Source organism: Fibrella musci, from assembly GCF_041321105.1.
GTDB classification, from domain to species: domain Bacteria; phylum Bacteroidota; class Bacteroidia; order Cytophagales; family Spirosomataceae; genus Fibrella; species Fibrella musci.
The window spans coordinates 119053-140553 of record NZ_JBGGWD010000001.1 but is presented as its reverse complement, the minus strand read 5'-3'; the positions used below and the strand labels follow the sequence as shown (position 1 = coordinate 140553).

General features: G+C 53.9%; 16 protein-coding genes. 8 read left to right on the top strand and 8 right to left on the bottom strand.

Going from position 1 to position 21501, the window contains the following annotated elements; all coding sequences use genetic code 11:
* The first annotated feature begins 3 nt into the window (after positions 1-3).
* On the top strand, positions 4-663 hold the full coding sequence (trmB, locus tag ACAW74_RS00595) for a tRNA (guanosine(46)-N7)-methyltransferase TrmB (RefSeq protein ID WP_370696244.1): 660 nt from the start codon (positions 4-6) through the stop codon (positions 661-663).
* Positions 664-710: 47 nt separating this feature from the next.
* On the opposite strand, the gene gap is transcribed toward trmB, so the two are convergent.
* Positions 711-1706: a type I glyceraldehyde-3-phosphate dehydrogenase gene (gene gap / locus ACAW74_RS00590; RefSeq protein WP_370696243.1), complete on the bottom strand. Its 996-nt coding sequence runs from the start codon at positions 1704-1706 to the stop codon at positions 711-713.
* A 1062-nt stretch (positions 1707-2768) separates the two neighbouring features.
* On the opposite strand from gap, the gene ACAW74_RS00585 reads away from it, so the two are divergent.
* The 3 genes from ACAW74_RS00585 (at position 2769) to ACAW74_RS00575 (ending at position 5386) form a co-directional block, all read left to right on the top strand.
* The gene (locus tag ACAW74_RS00585; protein WP_370696242.1) at positions 2769-3593 is read left to right on the top strand and encodes a 2,3,4,5-tetrahydropyridine-2,6-dicarboxylate N-succinyltransferase; all 825 of its coding nucleotides are present in this window, start codon (positions 2769-2771) and stop codon (positions 3591-3593) included.
* 150 nt (positions 3594-3743) lie between these two features.
* Positions 3744-4160 (top strand): helix-turn-helix domain-containing protein, encoded by a 417-nt coding sequence (locus ACAW74_RS00580; RefSeq protein WP_370696241.1) that lies wholly within the window; start codon positions 3744-3746, stop codon positions 4158-4160.
* A 206-nt stretch (positions 4161-4366) separates the two neighbouring features.
* A complete protein-coding gene (locus tag ACAW74_RS00575) occupies positions 4367-5386 on the top strand; it encodes a YncE family protein (RefSeq protein WP_370696240.1) in 1020 nt (339 codons plus the stop codon).
* 259 nt (positions 5387-5645) lie between these two features.
* On the opposite strand, the gene ACAW74_RS00570 is transcribed toward ACAW74_RS00575, so the two are convergent.
* The 4 genes from ACAW74_RS00570 to ACAW74_RS00555 form a co-directional block, all read right to left on the bottom strand.
* A complete protein-coding gene (locus ACAW74_RS00570) occupies positions 5646-7130 on the bottom strand; it encodes a tetratricopeptide repeat protein (protein WP_370696239.1) in 1485 nt (494 codons plus the stop codon).
* 135 nt (positions 7131-7265) lie between these two features.
* Positions 7266-9830 carry a DNA gyrase subunit A gene (gyrA, locus tag ACAW74_RS00565; protein ID WP_370696238.1) on the bottom strand — a complete coding sequence of 855 codons (2565 nt, stop codon included), beginning with the start codon at positions 9828-9830 and terminating at the stop codon, positions 7266-7268.
* 340 nt (positions 9831-10170) lie between these two features.
* Positions 10171-10614: an RES family NAD+ phosphorylase gene (locus tag ACAW74_RS00560; RefSeq protein ID WP_441656235.1), complete on the bottom strand. Its 444-nt coding sequence runs from the start codon at positions 10612-10614 to the stop codon at positions 10171-10173.
* 101 nt (positions 10615-10715) lie between these two features.
* Entirely contained in the window at positions 10716-11096 is a 381-nt protein-coding gene (locus ACAW74_RS00555; protein WP_015332281.1) for an Xre family toxin-antitoxin system antitoxin, read from the bottom strand.
* 159 nt (positions 11097-11255) lie between these two features.
* Between ACAW74_RS00555 and ACAW74_RS00550 the strand changes: the two genes are divergently transcribed.
* Positions 11256-12017: a hypothetical protein gene (locus ACAW74_RS00550; protein WP_370696236.1), complete on the top strand. Its 762-nt coding sequence runs from the start codon at positions 11256-11258 to the stop codon at positions 12015-12017.
* 66 nt (positions 12018-12083) lie between these two features.
* On the opposite strand, the gene dapA is transcribed toward ACAW74_RS00550, so the two are convergent.
* The 3 genes from dapA to ligA form a co-directional block, all read right to left on the bottom strand.
* Entirely contained in the window at positions 12084-12980 is an 897-nt protein-coding gene (dapA, locus tag ACAW74_RS00545; protein ID WP_370696235.1) for a 4-hydroxy-tetrahydrodipicolinate synthase, read from the bottom strand.
* A gap of 85 nt (positions 12981-13065) precedes the next feature.
* On the bottom strand, positions 13066-14793 hold the full coding sequence (locus ACAW74_RS00540; RefSeq protein ID WP_370696234.1) for a glycosyltransferase family 39 protein: 1728 nt from the start codon (positions 14791-14793) through the stop codon (positions 13066-13068).
* 119 nt (positions 14794-14912) lie between these two features.
* On the bottom strand, positions 14913-17045 hold the full coding sequence (ligA, locus tag ACAW74_RS00535) for an NAD-dependent DNA ligase LigA (RefSeq protein WP_370696233.1): 2133 nt from the start codon (positions 17043-17045) through the stop codon (positions 14913-14915).
* Positions 17046-17240: 195 nt separating this feature from the next.
* Between ligA and rpe the strand changes: the two genes are divergently transcribed.
* From rpe to ACAW74_RS00520, 3 genes are read left to right on the top strand one after another with little or no spacing between them, the layout of a single operon-like run.
* Positions 17241-17915: a ribulose-phosphate 3-epimerase gene (gene rpe / locus ACAW74_RS00530; protein WP_370696232.1), complete on the top strand. Its 675-nt coding sequence runs from the start codon at positions 17241-17243 to the stop codon at positions 17913-17915.
* Between the two features lie 27 nt (positions 17916-17942).
* Positions 17943-19367 carry an alpha-amylase family glycosyl hydrolase gene (locus ACAW74_RS00525; RefSeq protein ID WP_370696231.1) on the top strand — a complete coding sequence of 475 codons (1425 nt, stop codon included), beginning with the start codon at positions 17943-17945 and terminating at the stop codon, positions 19365-19367.
* Between the two features lie 15 nt (positions 19368-19382).
* Complete coding sequence (locus ACAW74_RS00520; RefSeq protein WP_370696230.1) at positions 19383-21425, top strand: OmpA family protein; 2043 nt, start codon at positions 19383-19385, stop codon at positions 21423-21425.
* The last annotated feature ends 76 nt before the right edge of the window (positions 21426-21501 follow it).

Below are 21501 nucleotides of genomic sequence, written 5' to 3'. Positions count from 1 at the left end.
TTTATGCGTCGCCAAAAAATGTACCGGTTTGAGCAAAACCGGCTCGCCCCTAATGTAATTGAACGGGGCAAACCACTCTATACTACGATCAAAGGAAACTGGCATCGCGACTATTTTCAGAATGATAATCCAATCGTGTTGGAACTTGGCTGCGGCAAAGGTGAATATACCGTTGGGCTGGCCTCTGCTTATCCAGCCAAGAATTTCATTGGAATCGATATTAAAGGTGACCGGATTGCTCGTGGTTCTCAGGTTGCTTTGATGGGGAAGTTGGCTAATGTGGCTTTTCTTCGTACCGATATTCAATACCTGGACGAATTTCTGGCCGATGGTGAGGTAAGTGAAATCTGGATAACGTTCCCCGATCCCCAACCGAGGGATAAACAGGAAAAGCATCGGTTGACATACAAGACCTTCCTTGCTAAGTATGCCGCTTTACTACAACCTGAAGGGCTGTTACATCTGAAAACCGATAACACGCCATTTTTTGACTATAGCTTGGAGTCGCTGCCTGCCAATGGATTTACGATACTGGCAGCGACTGACAACCTGTATGAGTCGCCTCTCAATAACCTTCATCTCGGGATTAAGACGAAGTATGAAGCGATGTTTTTCGAGAAAGGGTTTTCGATAAAATATTTGCAGAGTAAAAAAAATGGGTGACTCCAGACGGAGTCACCCATTTTTTTTACTCTATCGTTTTGGAACGACTAGTTGAATAAGCGCTCCATAAGATCAGCCACCCGGCTAGAGTAGCCATACTCGTTATCATACCAGCCCACGATTTTAGCAAACGTACCCATTGACGAGGTCAGTTTAGAATCGAAGATGCATGAGTGGGGGTTACCGATAATGTCCGTCGAAACGATCTCGTCGGTCACGTATTCCAGAATCCCTTTCATGGTGGTTTCTGAAGCCTGTTTCATTACGGCATTGATTTCCTCAGCCGTAGCTGATTTTTTCAGGATAACCGACAAATCGGTGATTGAGCCATCCGGAGTTGGTACGCGCATGGCGTTGCCATCCAGTTTGCCCTTCAGGTGCGGGAGCACCAGACCAACAGCTTTAGCAGCACCGGTTGAGGTGGGTACAATCGACAGAGCAGCGGCCCGTGCCCGACGGAGGTCGGAGTGGGGGGCATCCTGCAGATTCTGATCGGCTGTATAGGCGTGGATGGTTGTCATATAGCCCATTTCGATGCCAAAGTTGTCATCAAGCACTTTGGCCATCGGAGCCAGACAGTTTGTCGTGCAGGAAGCATTTGAGATGATTGTCTCACTGCCTGTCAAGGTGCTGTCATTTACACCCAATACTACGGTAGGAATGTTGCCTTTTGCCGGTGCAGAGATAACTACCTTTTTAGCACCAGCCTGCAAGTGTTGGCCTGCTCCCGCCTCATCAACGAAGCGGCCTGTTGACTCAAGCACAACGTCAACGCCCAGATCTTTCCAGGGAAGGGCTTTAGGGTCGCGCTCAGCATAGGCATGAATACGTTTGCCATTGACCGTGATGCTCTCCGCATCAGCACTAACCTGACCACTGAAACGACCGTGGACGGAATCATACTTTAACAGATGAGCAAGGGTCGCGTTATCGGTAAGGTCATTGATTGCAACAATCTCAACGTTCTCTTTTTCTAGAAGACGACGGAAGGAGAGGCGGCCAATACGACCAAATCCATTAATAGCTACTTTGATGGTTGCCATTAGACTCTAATCAGGTTTGGTTAACGGGTCCAAATATACTAGTCTGTAATCACATGGTCATTATGCGAGTGGTTATATGTAGTGATTAAGCTCAGCTATAGAATTTAGCAAAATCTTATTCGATCTATTAGTAATTTAGTATCAAACTATTAGTAAACCACTATCATTGCTAACAATATTCGAAAAACTAATTAAACTTAGTCAAATTATTAGCTAATTTTGCTAGTTTTAGTCACAAATAATAGTATTTTTGGGTTATTGTTTTAGTTTTACTAATAATGTATACTACACAATACTAATTATCTCATCGTTTGCTATTATTTTGCTAATCAGTTTCTGCCTGATAACTTAACCGTCTAATTACTATGTCCATCAGAGAAAGTAGGAGAGTATACTAAACGTAGATACCAATTCATTCCCCTATACAAAGTCAAACAGTCGTCCCTGTATATCGTATATACAGAGAATGATACGATTACCGTATTACCAACTCATTCGTTTTGCTACACTTATCCGTGTAAATCAGATCTAAGAACCGACTCTGAACCAGCTTTGACACTTACCACCAGCCGTTACCAACTACGATTACTTCCCATTTTCTCAGCCACCAAGGATATCATCGATAACCACTTACTCTTAGATGATGGATACTGGCACCTAATAACACAGCCACAAACCGGACACCTTACCCAGTAGAATATAATTTACGCTGACTAGTTAGGACCGATCCTCTATTAAAAAGAAACATCTGATAGTCGAACATATATATGATCCACCCTGCACAAACTATTTTCCGAAAACATTATTCTTGATCATTCTATTAAACCAATAGAGTTTGATATATCTATTCATTCCGTACATCCCCGTTATCTTTACAAATCGGAATCGTAAAGCCTGAAACGCCTATAGCTTATCACGAACATATAATTCGTGTCTTTCACTTTAAACACAGCTCTATCTAATTTATAAACCAAATAAAATTTGCCATTAAAAATATCAAATAAACTAAATCGTTAATTATCAGGCGATTATATCAGTTAAAGTAAAGCTTAACTTTCTATTATGACTCTTGAAAAAACGCACGTACTCGCAGCCTGGGATGATCGTAGTCTTTTAAAAGATCCAACCTACAAGCAAAGTATTGACAGGGTAATCGCCCAATTAGATAGCGGTCAACTCCGGGTGGCCGAACCAAAGGCCGACGCAGTAGGAGAGTGGCAAGTGAATGAGTGGGTCAAAAAAGCCATCCTCCTTTACTTCGTGTCTCAGCCTATGCAACCTATTGAAGTAGGCATCTTCGCTTACCACGACAAAATTCCGCTCAAGACAAACTTTGTGGAAGCTGGTGTGCGAGTAGTGCCACCAGCCACGGTGCGGTATGGTGCTTACATTGCATCAGGTGCTATCCTTATGCCTTCCTACGTAAACGTTGGTGCCTATGTGGGCGAACGGACAATGGTCGACACTTGGGCTACGGTTGGTAGCTGCGCCCAGATCGGCAGCGATGTTCATCTCAGTGGGGGAGTAGGCATCGGCGGTGTTCTTGAACCGCCACAGGCAGCTCCTGTCATTGTGGAGAATGGCGCCTTTATTGGTTCACGGTGTATTGTTGTTGAGGGCGCTCATATCGGTGAGCGAGCTGTCCTTGGCGCAGGTGTTACCATTACCGGCTCCTCTAAAGTGATTGACATTACAGGCGACTCTCCAGTCGAATACCGTGGCTTAGTACCAGCCCATTCTGTTGTCATTCCTGGGAGTTACACTAAAGAATTCCCTGCCGGTTCTTATCAGGTTCCCTGTGCGCTCATCATCGGAAAGCGCAAGGCCTCGACCGATTTGAAAACATCGCTGAATGATGCGCTACGAGAAAACAATGTTAGCGTATAATTCACATTTGTAATCCCTAAATGGCCTGACCCGTCGGTTTACATTAATAACCGGCGGGTTTACTTTTGTCTTAGTCATTTATTATTGTAAATTTACATCCATACACTATACAGGAGTTTACAGATGTCCATAAATGACAAGATTAAACAGGTGCTGACCATTAAACAATTGTCACCCTCACAATTAGCGGATGATATCGGTGTACAACGCTCGAGCATTTCTCACATTCTGTCTGGTCGAAATCGTCCAAGCCTCGACATCATCCAGAAGATTGTGCGTTGCTACGCTGATTTAAGCTATGAATGGTTTCTTGAAGACGATTCACCATTGTCAATCGATGAGGAGCGTGATGATCGGGCTCAACCCAATAAATCCACTTCGACAACAGCTGTAAATCGCTTACCGACCTGGAATAAAGACGTACCTGCGCCCCAGCCGGCAGTAAAAGAACCCTTAAAAAGAACAATCATTCCAGAATCGACTACACCTCTTACTCCAGATAAGCAGGTTGATCGTATTCTTATCTTCTATACGGATGGTACGTTTCGGGAGTATAAGCCTGCCTGACACAAAGTGGGGGAGTTGTCGTTGTATCTTTGTTGGGCAGTGCTACATCGCTTCACTATACTGGTGCTTAATCTATATTAACGTTTCCTTTTTGCATGGTTGCTTTCAAACGCCGACTTATTCCTCGTTCAACAGGCATTAACCTTGGCCAGCTGCTTGGTTTATCTATAGCTATGGTCGGGTGTTCTATTAAGGAACCTTTACAGATGGAACCGTTTGAAAGCGGTGTGCTTGTTTTTGATGAGCGCCTTCAATCGGCTACAGTGAGTGTCTCATTCATCAATCGGCAGACCGGCTTGGTCCGGTATCCAACGCCACGGCCGGGCGTATTAGCAACCGATATTTTCAACAACCAGAACGACAGGCAACTCAATGCTAAAGTCTTGTCTTATGCTGAAGTCGACGGAAAAGGCTTTCTGGTTTTGCCCGAGACCGGACAAATAGAGATTGTTGAAGGCAGCAGCTTCCGGAGCATTTCGCAACTGGGTGGGGCCGAAGTCCCCCGGTACGTTGTTGGCGTCAGTCCATTAAAAGCCTACGTCAGTTGTTGGGGCGGCCGTACGGTTGGTCCCAATATCTCGGTCATTGATGTGGTGGCCCGGCGACTTCGTAATTCCATTCCCGTTAGTGCCGGTCCGGAACAGATGGTAGTAGTTGGGGATGAACTCTTTGTGGCCAATTCCGGGGGTACGTCGGAGACAGGCAAAACAGTTTCCATTATCAACACGACCACAGATCAGGTCGTGACAAGCATACCGGTAGGCGACGTACCTACGTCGATGGTCTATGACCCTGCTGTTAATTTGATCTATGTGTTATGCTCGGGGCGCGCCATGGGTACGTCTGCTAATGGGCTAACCTCGGCAGAACTGGTTACCATCAACCCGGCTACCCGGCAGGTAATGAGCCGTGTCTCTATTGGTGGCCGGCCCATAGCCGGTAATCCAACAAATCTTACGCTGGACGCCAGCTCTAAAACCCTGTACTTTTTATGGCGGGGCCTTATTTATAAAACCGCCGCAACGGCCACGGCAATTCCACTCGATCAGCCCGTCGAAACGCGAGTGCTAAGCAATTACGGCTTCGATGCTAACACCACCACACTCTACGGAGCCACAACCAACAAATCGGCTAAGCCAGGGGTTGTGCTGCGGTTTCAGCCGACGGGGACATTAATCGATTCGATTAGCACGGAGGCCACACCGACTGGCTTTTACTTTAAGTAAGTTCCTGGCCCATTTTATCAGATCAAGCGATCTCTTTCCGACTAGTAGTCGGTTCTTTATAGCCCCAAAAAGGCCGTTTATTAACTATAAACGGCCTTTTTGGGGCTAACTGCTTCTGTAGTAATCCATTAGCGTTCCACGTGGATATGTTGTGGACTGTCGGTGGAAAACAGGCATTTATTTAGTTCTATAATTTATATTATGTTAAGTTAAAACAGCCAAAAATAAGGGAGGCTACATCAACCTCCCTTATCCCTACTTACTTAGTCGGTTCGACACAAGCGATGTTCTTGCCTTCAAACTGCTTCAGAATCGTTTCCAATTGCTCCAGCGTGCTAAGCAATTGCGGATCATCGGCCTTGATCGATTTCGCTTTCACGAAGAATGGCAACGCTTGCTTGAACTTACCGCAAACACGGCCTTCCACTTCTTTACCGTTTTTGCTGTAGTCGCTCATGCTCATGTTGTCCACTTCACGCTTCATGTTGACGGCTTCGTTGAAATAAGCCACACCCATGTTGAAGTTTCCTTCGTAGTTGTTCGGATCGGCCACCAGAGCTTTCTCGTAATACTGACGGGCCATTTTCTTTGCGTCATCCATTTCGGCCGTCAGTTTAACCGCCTTAGAAGCCAATGCTGCGCCGTCAACGCCTTTTGCCGCCTCAGCTTTCACTTGCTGATCATAATCGGCAATTTTCGTTTTCTGTTCGGCAATTTTGCCCTGCACATCGGCCAGCTGACGCTTCAGATCGGCATTTTTCGGCTGTTTCTTGATAGCCGCTGCCAACCGCACCACCTCGCTGTTATAGGTTTCAAGTACGGCTTTCTCGTCGGCCAGCTTTTTCGTCAGTTGACCGCCGCGCTTCGCCTCGTCCGTTGCTTTCTTAGCATCCGTTTCCAGCGTAGACGCTTTGTTATCGTACATGATCCCGAGGTTCACGGCTGTCTGCGCGTCGTTCGGGTTTTTGTCATACACCTCCTTCATGCTGGCGATGGCATCGTCGAGGCGGCCATTTTGCTGCATAATGCTCACCCGCGTGGTGCTCAGATCCCGGTTGCCGGGGAACACTTTCAACGCGCGGTCCAGCGTAGCCAGCGCCTTGTCGGTCTCCTTATCGGTGCTGTACATCGACGCGAGCATAGCCCAGATCGTCGCATCTTTACCACCGTTGCTCGTGTACTTCTCAAACTGTTCTTTCGTCAGGGCCGTGTACTTCGGCTTGTCGGCCCCCTCCCCTTTCTGGCTAATTGCCTGCTGGGCGCTGATCCCCGCGTACAACGGTGCGGCCGTATCTTTCGGGTTGATCTGGCTCGCCATACCCAGGGCGCTAATGGCCGCGTCGTAGTTCTTCGCCTGATAACGCCGAACACCTTGGTTCATCATGGCCGAGTACATCATCTGGCCGCTCAGGGCGTCGTTGATTTCTTTCGTAATCTTGCTGTTCGGCTCGACCTCCAGGGCTTTCTTATACGACTCGTAGGCTGTCATGGCTGCGTTCGAATCCAGCGCAACCACCTTGGGGTCATTCGATACCGCAATCGCCTCGTAAATCTGCGCACGGGCCTGCCAAGTTTTGGCTTTGCCCGACAATTTGGCTTCGGTGACGTTATTATCGATTTCAGCCTTCGCTTTATCGAGTGCGCCCTGTTCTTTCAGCAGGATCGCTTTGTTTTGCGCTACAGCCGAAAAGGACAGCACAGTTGCCGCCGACAGGGCCAATAGGTGCTTCATGGGTTGTTCCATGTAGGTCTTCACTTGGTTTTGTTCAACAATGGACACGAATTTACGCAATTTCACGCTTATAGACAGAAAACCGAGTCGCCGGTTTATTTACCTAACAACTCGGTTTCCTATAGATTCCCTGTAAAACAGGCAGATTTATTCCGTTGCGCCCGGCAGATCGGTCGTCGCGGAAGCTTCTCCGTTCGCCCCCGATGGGGTTTCGGTAGCCGCCTCGGCCGAATCAATCACCTCTTCTTCCTGGGTTACAGTGGTTACCGACGAGATTGCATCGCCATCGCGGATCGAGATTACCCGAACACCCTGCGTATTGCGGCCAATGACGCTAATGTTGCGAACCGGTGTACGCAGCAGTACGCCCGAGCGGTTAATCACGATCAGGTCGTCGGAATCGGAGGCTTCCAGAATCCCAACCAGAGCGCCCACCTTTTCGGTGACTTTCAACGTACCTACGCCCTTAGCTCCCCGGTTGGTTACCCGATATTCGTCAATGGGCGACCGCTTGCCGTAACCGTTCTCCGACAGCACCAGCAACTGCGCGTCGGGCCGGCCAATGCAGACCATTCCTACCGCACGATCGTCAGCCACTTCGTCGTCGAGCGTAATGCCTTTCACCCCGGCAGCCGTACGGCCCATGGGACGTACCCGGCTTTCGTGGAAGCGAACCGCCTTACCCGCCCGCGACGCAATCACCAGATCATTATCGCCGTTGGTCATGACCACATCCAGCAGGCGGTCGCCTTCTTCGATGGTAATGGCGATGATGCCCGTCCGACGGACGTTTGAGAACGCTTCCAGCAAGGTTTTCTTGATCGTGCCCTGCTCGGTACACATCACGATGAAGTTATTCTTGACGTAGTCGGGATCGTCGAGGTCTTTTACATTGATAACAGCGCGCACTTTGTCGTCGCTGTCGATCTGAATGTAGTTGGGCAGCGGTTTACCCTTGGCATCCCGACTTCCCTCCTGCAATTTGTACACCGGCAGCCAGTACAACCGCCCTTTCTGCGTGAAGATCAGCAGGGTATTGTGCATGGTGGCCGAATAGATGTGCTCAGTAAAGTCGCCGTCTTTAGACGTAGCTCCTTTTGACCCGGTACCACCTCTCCCCTGCCGACGATATTCGGTCAGCGGGGTCCGTTTGATATAGCCTTCGTGCGAGATCGTGATGATCATTTCCTCATCGTCGATCAGCGACAGGTCGTCGAGATCACCATCGCCCAGGGCGTTGATCTGGGTACGTCGGGGATCGCCGTAGCGGTCTTTCACGTCGAGCAGTTCAGTCTTGATGATGCCCCGTTTACGATCATCGCTCGCCAGGATTCCCTTGTAATCGGCGATGTCGCGCATCAGTTCATCATACTCCCCCTGGATTTTGTCGCGTTCCAGGCCCGTCAGGCGTTGGAGCCGCATTTCCAGAATGGCTTTCGCCTGCACCTCGCTCAGGTCGAACTTCTCGATCAGGCCATTCTTGGCCACCTCGGTATCGCGCGAGGCCCGGATCAGTTCGATCACCTCATCGATATGATCAAGGGCAATGAGCAGACCGGCCAGAATGTGGGCGCGTTTCTCGGCTTCGCGGAGTTCGTACTGGGTACGTCGGGTAACAACCTCAAACCGATGCTCTACATAATAGCGCATCATGTCTTTGAGATTCAGGATCATGGGGCGTCCTTTCACGAGCGCCACATTGTTGATGCTGAACGACGATTGCAGCGAGGTATGCTTGTAGAGGTTGTTCAACACCACGCTGGCGTTGGCATCCCGCTTAATGTCATACACGACCCGCATGCCGTCGCGGTCCGACTCGTCCCGGAACGCCGAAATGCCTTCGATCTTCTTCTCGTTGATCAGGTCGGCGGTTTTTTCGAGCATCACAGCTTTGTTGATCATGTACGGAATCTCCGTAACGATGATCTGCGTTTTGCCGCGGTTCTCTTCAATGGTCGCATTGGCCCGGATCACCACCCGCCCCCGGCCCGTATGGAAGGCCGAATGCACGCCGCTCACCCCGAAGATGGTACCGCCCGTGGGGAAGTCGGGTGCCAGCACGTGTTTGGTCAGCTCGTCGATGGTAATCTCCGGATCGTCCAGAAACGCCACCAGCCCATTGACGACCTCCGAGAGGTTGTGCGGGGCCATGTTGGTTGCCATACCCACCGCAATCCCCGACGAGCCGTTGAGAAGCAGGTTGGGCAACTTGGCGGGCATCACGGTTGGCTCTTCAAGCGAATCGTCGAAGTTGGGCTGAAAATCAACCGTTTCTTTATAGATATCGCCCAGCATTTCCTCGGCAATACGCTTCAGGCGGGCCTCGGTATACCGCATGGCGGCGGGTGAGTCACCATCGACGGAACCGAAGTTGCCCTGCCCATCGACCATCGGGTAACGCAGCGACCAGTCCTGCGCCATCCGAACCATGGTGTCGTACACCGACGCATCGCCGTGGGGGTGGTATTTACCCAATACCTCCCCTACGATACGGGCTGATTTTTTATGCGGTTTGTTGTAGTTCACGCCCAGTTCGGCCATACCAAAAAGCACGCGACGGTGCACGGGCTTGAGGCCGTCGCGCACGTCGGGCAGGGCCCGGGCAATAATCACCGACATAGAATAGTCGATGTAGGCACCGCGCATTTCGTCTTCGATATTGATCGGAACGATGTTGCTGGGGGTCTCCATTTCGGGAGTTTGTTCTGCCATAAACGGAAGGGGGATTTCGCGAAAATTTGCAATTTCTGCCGTTGCCTACTGTAGGCGAACGACTATAGACAAATATACAATTTTTTCGTCGGAAACGGAAATAATCGTTACAATAACGCGCACGAGGGCTTATCTGCCGGTTTTCCGCGCCGCGCCGGAGCCTCTCCCCTCCTACTGGCACGACCGCGCTATATTCTTTCCGAAATACAATTCATCGCAAAGTTAAACAGGCCTGCTTTTTGAGGATAGATACAGCTCGTCCGGTTGGGTTGCTGCGGAACTCCATTACCCCTTATGCCTATACGTAACAGGGCTTCGCTTCGCCAAAAAACCTTGCTAGTCAGGCTTTAATGCGGGGATCGAACAGGAAGGGTTCGGTACGGAGCAGTTCGATGCGGGCAAAATCGGGATGGGCCGGATTGAGCAGGTAATTCCACTCCTGCGGCACAATCACCGACGGCACCCGCAGCACGGCAGTCTGTCCCGTCGTCAGCCAGCGTTCGCCCAGTTGCTGACACACATCGAAGTTCTGGTAGTCGGCCCAGTTGGCGGGCAGGTCGGCCGGGGTAATCGTCTGGCTGGGTACGTCGTCCGGTACGTGGATAACCATCACCCGAAAGAGAGCCTGCAGGCCTTCGCCGCTCCGGTGCACGACGTTTTCGAGGCAGGCCAACGCCCGGCTCCCGGCCGTATAAATCACGAAGCGCCCCCGCGCATTCCAGCGGGCCACGCCCCCCGACGCCACCAGCCGATCGGCATACACAGCGCGGGTTATTCGGTACACCTCCAAAGTCGTTTGACGTTTAATGTTTCCCGTTTGACGTTAAGTCATTTTCAGGTGGTCAGCAACCTCAAACCCGAAACGACAAACGTCAACCGAAACGATCAGGCCAGATCGCCGTAGTCAATGCGGATGAGTTCGTCCATGATCAGGTCGATCCCTCCCGATGTGTGCAGCAACGAGAAAGGCACCTGATCGCCCAGCCCAAAGGCGGGTTTGTCCATCCACCGGCGAAAGGCATCGAGTGAGCCGAAGACCTCGGTCCCACGGGCAAACAGCGCCTGAATCTTCAATACCTTCTCGCTGTCTTGCGGGTTGAGTTTCCGATGCTCGCGTTCATACCGCTGAAAGGTCTTCAGCGAGGTATCAAACACCTCCGCCAGTTGTTCCCGGCGGTAGCCCGTCTGATCGGCCACGTCGAAGAATAACAGCGCCGGTACCCCCCGCAGGGCGGCCAATACCAGTCGATTGCGATCCTGAACCATAGTGCGTTTGTTTAGACGTGGCAAATATAGACAATTGTCTAACTAACCAAGAAATTTGTCTATCCGTTCGACCGTTCCGTAAGCTGCCGTCGGGTTTCGTACAAAACCCCTTACGTTATCACCATATTCCCAATAAACGACACTTAACCACCGCCATTCATGCATAAACTACTCTATCTGAGCACCGCAATTGGGCTAGCCATCGGTGGCTGCCACACCAAACAGGCGCAACAAGAGCCCGTCAGCCTGACGCCCGACGCACTGGCACTGGACGAAGCTCCCGCGCGCACCAGCCGGCCCGCCCTCAACGTGACCATGTATGTGCCGCCAGGTACGTCGATACGCAGCCTGAGCGATTTTGAAGCCCGTCAACAACTCATCCACCGGCTGAAAGAACAGCTTGCCGCCGAGTCACCTTTGCTTGTTCCGCTCAACGAGGCGCAACCCACCCTGCCGCTGGCCGACGCCGATCGGGTCTACCGCCGTTTTGTTGCCACTCACCCCAACAGCTACATCCTCCCGCTGTTTCAACAACGCCATGCCCGTTCGCTACTGATCGACTACGGCCTGATTAATACCCGGAACTGGTCGGCGATTGCCTATTACACCGACCAACTGCTGGCGGGGCAATCGCTCGACTTTCCGCTCATGACCAAAGCCCTGGTGAACCTGAAAGGGCATATACCAGTCCGTGACTACACCGCCCTATTGCAGCGCACCACCACCGCCGCCGAGGCGGAGTGGCACCAGCAACAGCAGCTCATCCAGATGCTCGACAGCCAATTGGCCGGGCAAACCAGCCAACAGCAGCCCGAAGAGCTTATGAAACGCCGGTTCTTGCAGCAGAGCATCGCGCGCCTTCGGGCCGATGGGATTGAGCCGGAGGTAAAAACCCTCCATGAGTTGGCCAACCCTTCCTGACCGACGGGCCAACAAAAAAGGCATCCGCTAGCGGATGCCTTTTTTGTTCATATCAATGGCTGTTGCTTACGCCACCAGTTCGATCAGGCTGTCTTGCTGCAACACGGCCCGCTGACGCTCGCGCAGATCGTCGGAGGCTTTCATGAGTGGCAGACGCACCTCCGAGCCAATGAGGCCGAGCGTATCGAGGATGCCTTTGATCCCGACGGGGTTGCCTTCTTCATAAAGCAGCGGGTCGATGCGCAGGAAATGATTCAGTTCGCGGCGGGCAGTCTGGAAATCGCCCTGCAAAGCGGCCTCGATCATACCGGAGAAGCGAGCCGGGAAGGCGTTGGCAATCACCGACATAACCCCTACCCCACCGATGCTGATGATGGGAACGCCCTGCACGTCGTCGCCCGAAATGAGCAGGAAATCTTCGGGCGCATCGCGCGCAATTTCCATGCATTGCTCGATGATGCAGGACGCTTCTTTCACGCCAATGATGTTGGGATGCTGCGCCAGTTCAACTACCGTTTCGGGCGCCATGTTGATGCCCGTCCGCGGGGGAATATTGTACAGAATGACCGGCACCGGCGAAGCATCGGCCACGCGGGTGAAATGCTCAATCACCCCACGGCGGCCCGGTTTGTTGTAATAGGGACAAACCGACAGGATGGCGTCAACACCCTCGAAGTCAATGTCTTTCATACCCGCCACCACATCGGCCGTTACGTTGCCACCCACACCGTATACGATGGGCAGGTTACGCGGGTTGTTCTCTTTCAGGTACGTTAGCAATTGCTTTTTCTCTGCCTTCGACACCGTCGGTGACTCACCCGTGGTGCCTTGCAGCACAAAGTAGCGCACGCCTCCCTCCGAAACGTGATTGATGACCCGACCAAATCCCTCGAAATCGATAGAATGGTCGGCGTTGAAGGGGGTGACAATGGCGACACCCACACCGTGGAACTGCGTGTACATGAGCAGAGAAAGGTCAATTGACGGTCACAAAGGTAGTCATTGGGGATGGAAAGTCATTGGGCGGGCCGCGCCAATAACGACTTCCCTAATACCGATACGTCGTGCCTTTGAAATCGAACAGCACTTGCTGGCGGCCATCGGCTTTTTTCAGCAGGACCTTATTGGGCTCGTGCTGATCGACCCGCTGCCAGTAGGTCGCCGTTTTGGGCAGGTAAAAATTAACCAGTTGCGCATCGATGATGGGGTAAAACGACGGACTGACGGTATAATCAGCATCGTCGCCTTTATACGACGGATACACGATGGTATCACCCGACGCGTATTGCTGCTCGATCGTCTGCGCAATGGACCGGTAAGGGTTGGCTATGCGCGGGTTGGCATATAGCAGGTAACGCGGCGATCGGTCTTCCCACACATTTCGAATGGTTTTCGCCACAAACCCCAGTTGGCAAAGCAATAGTAAGGCCATCGGGTACTTCACCCAGGCTGGGTACGTCCAGAGGGCGCGCAGGGCCAACGCTACCAGCACCAGCGCGAACGCCATGCTGTAGCCCACGTACTTATGCTGAATGCGGAAGGTGTTGTGATCCTGCACGGCATATACCAGCAGGAAAATCAGCGGCACCATGCCCAGCAACCACATCGCCCAGTAAGTCCGGCGCTGCTCACCCCGTTGGCGGAGGGTGTCATCAATCAGGACAGCCAGCAGCAGCAGCCCCGCCGTAAAGCAGGTGAATTGCAGCCGCGTTTTGGAATACAGCAGAAAGGCAATAACCAGTACACCCAGGATGGCACCCTGCTTAATGCGTTCGGGCCGCACAAACCGGTAGATACCCAGGATGCCAATCGTAGCCGCCAACAGGATCAGCCAGTTTCGTTTGCCTTCCAGCACGTCGAAAAAGCCGTTGGTGGGCAGAAAATGATTGATCGCGATGGGCACCAGTTGAATGATTGCATTAAACGGCGTGGTGGGGGCCAGGTAACCAACCTGCGGATTCTTGGCGGCCATTTCATTGTAGACGTTTTTGCTGTCTTCGATGAAGCGGAAGGCGTATTGCCCGCCCCCGGCTTTCAGCCACCACAGCATTCCCAGCACAGGAATAACCATCGCCAGCCCCAGCCCGATCCAGGTACGTAGGTTACGCACAAATAACAGCACGATCAGGCCGTGGAGTGCAAACAGGGTGAAGACCGAATAATGGCACATGAGGCACAGAAAGGCGCATAACCCATAGGCAACGTACAGGCCCACCGGTCGTTTACGGGCGTCCTCGGCTTTCAGAATTTGAAAAAACAGGTACGTTGCCAGCAGGCAGAAGAAGAAGGTCATGGTGTAGGTACGTACCACCTGCGACCAGCCTACGTAGAGCGGCTCGATGGTAGCCAGCGCCGCCACGCCCAGCGCCAGATTAGGCGAGTTGAACACCGACCGCACAAATACGAAAATAAGCGGAATCAGCAGGATACTGAACAGCACCGACAGGGCCCGCAACGTGCCATCGCCCAGGCCGAACCAGTTGGTCCAGTAATGCAACAGCAGGGCATGCGCCGCCGAGCTGCCATTATCAATCCGGGCGCCGGCGTCGTAAAAATCGGCGATGCCTTTCTCTTTCCAGAATTCGGCCGGGGTAAAGTACGGCTTGGCTTTGTTGAAGAAAACGTCGTGCTGGTTGGCCCCGCCCATCGGCACAAACTGACTGACGAAGAAGGAGTTCTTCTCGTCGCCGCCGATGCCGTGCGCATCCAGGTTGACGATGCGGATGACAAACGCAACCACACAAAGCAGAGAAAGGAACAGGTAGTGAAGGCGCATGGAATGGAGGTTGGAGGTTCAATGTCCAAGATTCAATGTCCAAGGTTCAAAGCGGGGCGACGTACGTAAAAACGCACCAGCCCGCATTGAACCTTGAACATTAAACCCTGAACTCATTTTCATCCCAGCATGGCGACGAATTCGTCTTCGCTGAGCATGGGTACGTTCAATTGTTGAGCTTTCTGCACTTTCGACGGTCCGGCGTTCTCACCCACGATGAGGTAATTGAGTTTTTTAGACACGCCACTCAGCAGTTTGCCGCCATTGGCTGCAATGCGTTCTTCCAGGCTTTCGCGGCTGAAGTTGGCAAAGGTGCCGGTGTACAGGAAGGTCTTGCCCGCGAGGGCATCGCTCTCCTGCGCCACGACGTTCTTTTCGGACATGAACTGGAGCCCCGCGGCCCGCAGCCGATCGATATACTGGCGGTTTTCGGCATCCTGAAACCACGCGTAGGCACTCTCGGCAATGCGCGGCCCCACGTCAGGGACACCCGCGAGGATATCAAGCGGGGCAGCCATCAGCGCATCCAGCGAACCGAAATACGCTACAAGGCGGTCGGCGGTGGTATTGCCCACGTACCGGATTCCCAGCGCAAACAGCACATTGGCAAACGACTGGCTTTTCGACCGCTCAATCGCCGTCAGGATATTATCGACGGTTTTCTGGCCAAACTTTACCGTGCGGGCCTTACCCGGTGTTTCGGAGCCATCCTCATGGACTACCGGTGCCGCTGGATATGTCTTTTCCAGGCCCAGCAGTTTTTCGTTGGTCAGGTCATAAAGGTCGGCGGGGGTCTCAACCAGCCCTTTGTCGATCAGCAGTTCAATTTTCCCCTCGCCCAGGCTTTCGATATTCATGGCCCGGCGCTGAATGAAATGCTCGAACCGCGCCTGCCGCTGCGGCGGGCAATGCTTATCGTTGGTACAATAAAAATGTGCCTGGACGGCACCCCGTTCGCCTTCTTTCCGCACCAGGGGCGTGCCGCAGGCGGGGCAGTGGGTTGGGTACGTAATCGGCTGCACGGCCTCGGTTCGTTTGCTCAGGTCGACGCCCGTCACTTTGGGAATAATCTCCCCCCCTTTCTCCACAAATACGGTATCGCCCAGCATGACCCCCAGCCGGGCAATCTCGTTGGCGTTGTGCAGCGATGCCCGTTTGACGACCGTGCCCGCCAGCAATACCGGCGACAGATGGGCGACGGGCGTTACGGCCCCGGTGCGGCCAACCTGAAAGCTTACGCTGTTCAGCGTAGTGCTGGCACCGGCGGCCTTGTATTTATAGGCAATGGCCCAGCGCGGGCTTTTGGCCGTGAAGCCCAGCTCGCGCTGCTGATCATAGCGATTGACCTTGATCACGATGCCGTCGGTGTTCAGAGGCAGCGTGAAGCGTTTTGTATCCCACTCCTGAATGTAAGCCAGCACCTCGTCCAGCGTGGCACACTTGCGCCAGGTCGGCGACACATTAAAGCCCCATTGAGCCATGCCCACGAGGCTTTCTTCGTGGGTCTTGAAAACGTCTTCGTCCGACAAAAACGAATAGAGGTAGCAGTCGAGCCGGCGTTTGGCGACGCTACCCGAATCCTGCTGTTTGAACGTACCTGAGGCCGCATTGCGCGGGTTGGCCAGCAATGGCTCGCCGATGTCCTCCCGCTCCCGATTGATCCGCTCAAATTCAGCCAGCGGCAAAAACCCTTCGCCGCGTACTTCAAATAGGGCCGGGATGGCCGGAGTTGCGGGGGGCGTCGACTCATCCGCAACCCCAGCGGCGAAACTCGCCCCGGCTACCTTCAGCGGTAGCGTGCGGATCGTGCGGATGTTGTTCGTAATGTCGTCGCCGCGAACGCCGTCGCCACGGGTAGCGCCCTGCACCAGCAGCCCGTTTTCGTAGGTCATGCTAAGGGCCACACCGTCGAATTTCTGTTCGCAGATGTATTCGTAGGCTTCCCCGTTCAGCCCTTTCCGCACCCGGTTGTCGAACTCGATCAGGTCGGCTTCGGAATAGGTGTTGCCCAGCGACAGCATGGGGAAGCGGTGATAAACCGTCGGAAACTCTTTGCTGATGGCGCCGCCCACCCGGAGCGTGGGCGAGTCGGGCTGGCGCAGGTCGGGGTGCTGAGCTTCGAGTTGCTGGAGTTCTTCGAGCAGTTTGTCGAAGGTAAAATCATCGACAACCGAGCGGCTATGCTGGTAATATTGGTCGTTATAATAATTGAGCCGATCGGTGAGTTCCTGGATACGCGTTTGTGCAGACATAAAAAGCAGGAGGCAAAGGACTTGGGGCCAGGTGATAAGCGTACCGGACGGAGTAACGAGGCTGCCTCAGGCCCGTTGCTCCCGGCCCTAAGCCCAGCACGAAGATGGTAGGGTTTCGGCATTCGGGCAAAAAAACTTAGTTTTACTGGCTGGCTACGGGTTTTGTATGTCCCTACTGGCCTGACACCCCTTTGTATGAATTTTCCTATTGTGGCACCGTCAATTCTGGCTGCCGACTTTGCCAATCTGCAACGCGACGTTGAGCTGATCAACCGGAGCGAAGCCGACTGGTTTCATATCGACGTGATGGACGGCGTGTTCGTGCCCAACATCTCATTCGGCTTTCCGGTGATGGAGGCCATCCGGCGGCACGCGACCAAACCCCTGGACGTCCACCTCATGATTGTGCAGCCCGAACGCTACATCGACGCCTTTGCCAAAGCCGGGGCGGCAGCCATTACGGTGCACTACGAAGCCTGCACGCACCTGCACCGCACACTCACGCAGATTCGGGAAGCGGGGTGCCGGGCCGGCGTGGCGCTCAACATGCAAACCCCGGTAGACACCCTTGCCGACCTGACAGACGCCTTCGATCAGGTCCTGATTATGACGATTAATCCCGGTTTTGGCGGGCAAAAACTGCTGCCGCTGTCGATACCGAAAGTACAAAAGATGCAACGTCTGCTGGCCATGGCCCGCAGTACGGCGTTGATTGGGGTTGATGGGGGCATTGACGCCCGCACCATGGGGCCTGTACTGGAAGCCGGTGCCCATTATTTCGTGGCAGGTACGTCGGTATTCGGGGCCGAAGATCCCCTCGACGCCGTGCGCACCCTCAAGCACCTGACACCCGCCAAACCCATTGCCTGACCGGCCAGCCCATTTGAACCGTAACTTATGAAGCAGTTGACAATAACGCTGGCATGTCTGCTAACCGGCCTCGGGTTTAGCTGCCGCCAGCCCGACCGCACCGAGACTACCACAACGCCAACTACTCAGTCGGATAGCCTGACAGTCAGCGCCCCCTCGCCGACTACGCACACCGCCCCCGAATGGGCCAAAAACGCGACAATTTACGAGGTCAACGTGCGGCAGTTTTCGGAAAAGGGTGACCTGGCGGGCGTAGAAGCCCAATTACCCCGCCTGAAAGAACTGGGCGTTGATATTGTCTGGCTCATGCCGATTTATCCAATCGGCGAAGAGAAGCGAAAAGGCTCGCTCGGCAGCCCCTATTCCGTGGCGAGCTATACCGACGTAAATCCGAAGTACGGCACCCTCGACGACCTGAAACGGCTGGTGAAACGGGCACATGACCTGGGCCTGCGCGTCATCCTCGACTACGTACCCAACCATACGGCCTGGGATCATCCCTGGGTGAAGGCCCATCCCGACTGGTACACGCAAGTCAAAGGGAAGATGACCTCGCCACTCGATGAAAAAGGCAAACCCACCGGCTGGGACGATGTGGTTGATCTTAATTACGACAACCCCGCGATGCGCAAGGCCATGACCGACGCCATCGCCTTCTGGGTGCGGGAAGCCGACATCGACGGCTACCGCATGGACGTGGCGGGTCTGGTGCCCGGCACGTTCTGGCAGGAACTGCGCCCAACGCTCGACAAGATCAAGCCCGTTTTTATGCTGGCCGAAGCGGAGGCCGACACCAACTTGTTTCGGAAGGGCTTCAACATGAACTACGCTTGGGCCATGCACGCCCTGCTGAAAGACATCGCCAAAGGCAAACAGCAGGCACTGGCGATCGACTCATTGCTGGCCCAGCGCAGAAAAGTGTATCCGGCCTGGGCCTATCAGATGCAGTTTACGCAGAATCACGACGAAAATACCTGGAATGGCACGCTCACCGAATCGTTCGGAGCGGGTGCCAAAGCGTTTGTGGTGCTGACCAGCACGTTCAACGGCATGCCCTTGGTGTACAACGGAGCCGAATCGGGCCTGAACAGGCGCCTGCAGTTTTTTGAGAAAGACCCGATTATCTGGGGCAATTACCCCGACGCCACGTTCTACAAATCGCTGCTGACGCTCAAACACCGCAACCGGGCACTCTGGAACGGCGAAGCCGGCGGCGACCTGGTGAAGATTCCAACGGGGCGCGACCAGCAGGTGTACGCCTTTTTCCGGCAGCGCGATATGGACCGGGTTGTGGTCATGATCAACCTGAGCAGCCAGCCCCAGACGATCCGGTTGGGGGGCGAAGGCTACGATGGCCGGTATATCGAAATTTTCAACCAGCAGCCCTTCGAGTTGAAAACAAATATGAACTTGACCCTGAAACCCTGGGAATACCGGGTTTTGACGAATTAACGTAGTTGGTCGTTTATGGTCGTGAAGTGGTCCTATATCGTTTTGTTTCTGGCGTTGAGCGCAGCCACCGGCTATGCCCAGACCGTTCAGTGGGCAACACAGGTAACGGGGTACTCCACCGAGCGGGTTAGCCGGTTTGGCGATCAGCAATATCGGGCGTCGCAGGCACTGGGCAAACCCAACGTGCTGCCGCAGGTAGTCGAAAGCCCCTGCGCCTGGTCACCCATCGGGCCCGAGAGTACCCAGGACGAATGGATAAAGGTATCCGTCGATCAGGCTAAGCCCATCCGGCAGGTTATCGTGGCCGAATCGGCCAACCCCGGTGCCATCACGCAGGTCATCGTGTTCGACGAGCAGGGCAAGGAACGGGTCATTTTTTCGGAAGAGGAGGCCAATGCCCGGCTGGCCAATACGCCGGTCAACCCGCTGCTTCGCATTCAGGTCCCCGAAGGTGTACTCACAGGCCGGGAGATCAAGGTGGTCATGAAGCCCAGCCGGGTGAAAGGCATCAATCAGATCGATGCCATTGGCGTCAGCGACAACCCGCAGCCTGTCACGATCGGTATCCGGCTGGGGGCCAACGCCCCCAAAGTGCAGGCACGCGAAAACCTGGGGCCGGGCATCAATTCGCCGTCTGACGAGGTAGCCCCGGTGATTTCGCCCGATGGCAAGACCATTTACTTCACCCGGACTAACCACAAAGGCAATGTGGGGCGACCCGATAAGCAGGATGTCTGGTTTTCGACCCTCAACCCCGACCGCACTTGGAGCGAGGCGCAGAACATCGGCAAGCCTATCAATACGGATAACAACAACGCCATCAATGGGATATCGCCCGACGGCCGCACGCTCTACCTGCTGAACGTATACCGGCCCGACGGTAGCCTGGAGTTTGGCATCTCCAAATCGACGCTGACCAAAAGCGGCTGGACCTTCCCGCGGGAATGCCAGATCGCCAACTACGCCATCCGCGACCCGACCCGAAACACCTTTCTGGAGTTGACCGTCTCGCCCGACGGGCAAACGATGCTGCTGGCACTGGAACGGAAAGACGCGATCGGCAAACGCGACCTCTACGTCTCATTCCGGCAGGCCGACGTGACCTGGAGCGAACCCAAGTCGCTGGGTCCGGTACTGAACACCGCCGACGAAGAAGCCGCGCCCTTTCTGGCCATCGACAACCGGACGCTATATTTCACCTCGCAGGGACATCCCGGCTACGGCAACGGCGACATCTTCGTGACGCGCCGCCTCGACGACACCTGGACCAACTGGAGTGAGCCCGAAAACCTGGGGCTGGGGATCAATTCGCCCGAATGGGACGGCTACTTCAACGTACCTGCGTCGGGCGAGTACGCTTACCTGAGTTCCCGGGCCAACTCGCTGGGCGAACACGACCTGTTCCGGCTGAAGCTGGTTCCCGGCCTTCGGCCCGAACCCGTGGCTATGATCACCGGGCAGGTGCTCGATATGATCAGCAAAAAGCCGGTCGCTACGGAGGTCGTCTCAGAACTGCTCGACAGCACCAGCCTCACTAAGGTCGACTATGATCCCGAAACGGGCGAATACAAGCTGTTTCTTCCCATCCAGAAAGCCTACAAACTGACCGCCCGGAAAGACGGTTATTTCCCCATCAGCGAACTGATCGACCTAAGCCGCGACAAACGATTCCGTGACATCAAACGCAATCTTTACGTGTTGCCCATTCAGGTGGGGTCCAAGACCATCCTGCGGGGTATCCTGTTTGCCCAGAGCCAATCGGAACTGCTGGCCGGTTCCGAGACGGAATTGGATGCCCTCATGGGCCTGCTCCAGCAATACCCGGCCATGGAAATTCTGGTAGAAGGCCATACCGATAACCAGGGCGACTGGGAGCCGAACATGAAGCTTTCGGAAGACCGGGTAAAGCGGGTAAAGCAGTACCTGATCGACAAAGGTATCGCCGAGGCACGCATCCAGACCAAGGCCTGGGGCCCCAGCAAACCCATTGCCAGCAACGAGACCGAAGAGAAACGGAAACTAAACCGGCGCGTAGAATTCACCATTCTCAAACTGTGAAGCTGCCCGTTTCGGCTTACTTTTGTCAACCTCTTACTTTGGTCGAGTTCGTTTAACTGCCTGCCGGGCGTACGAC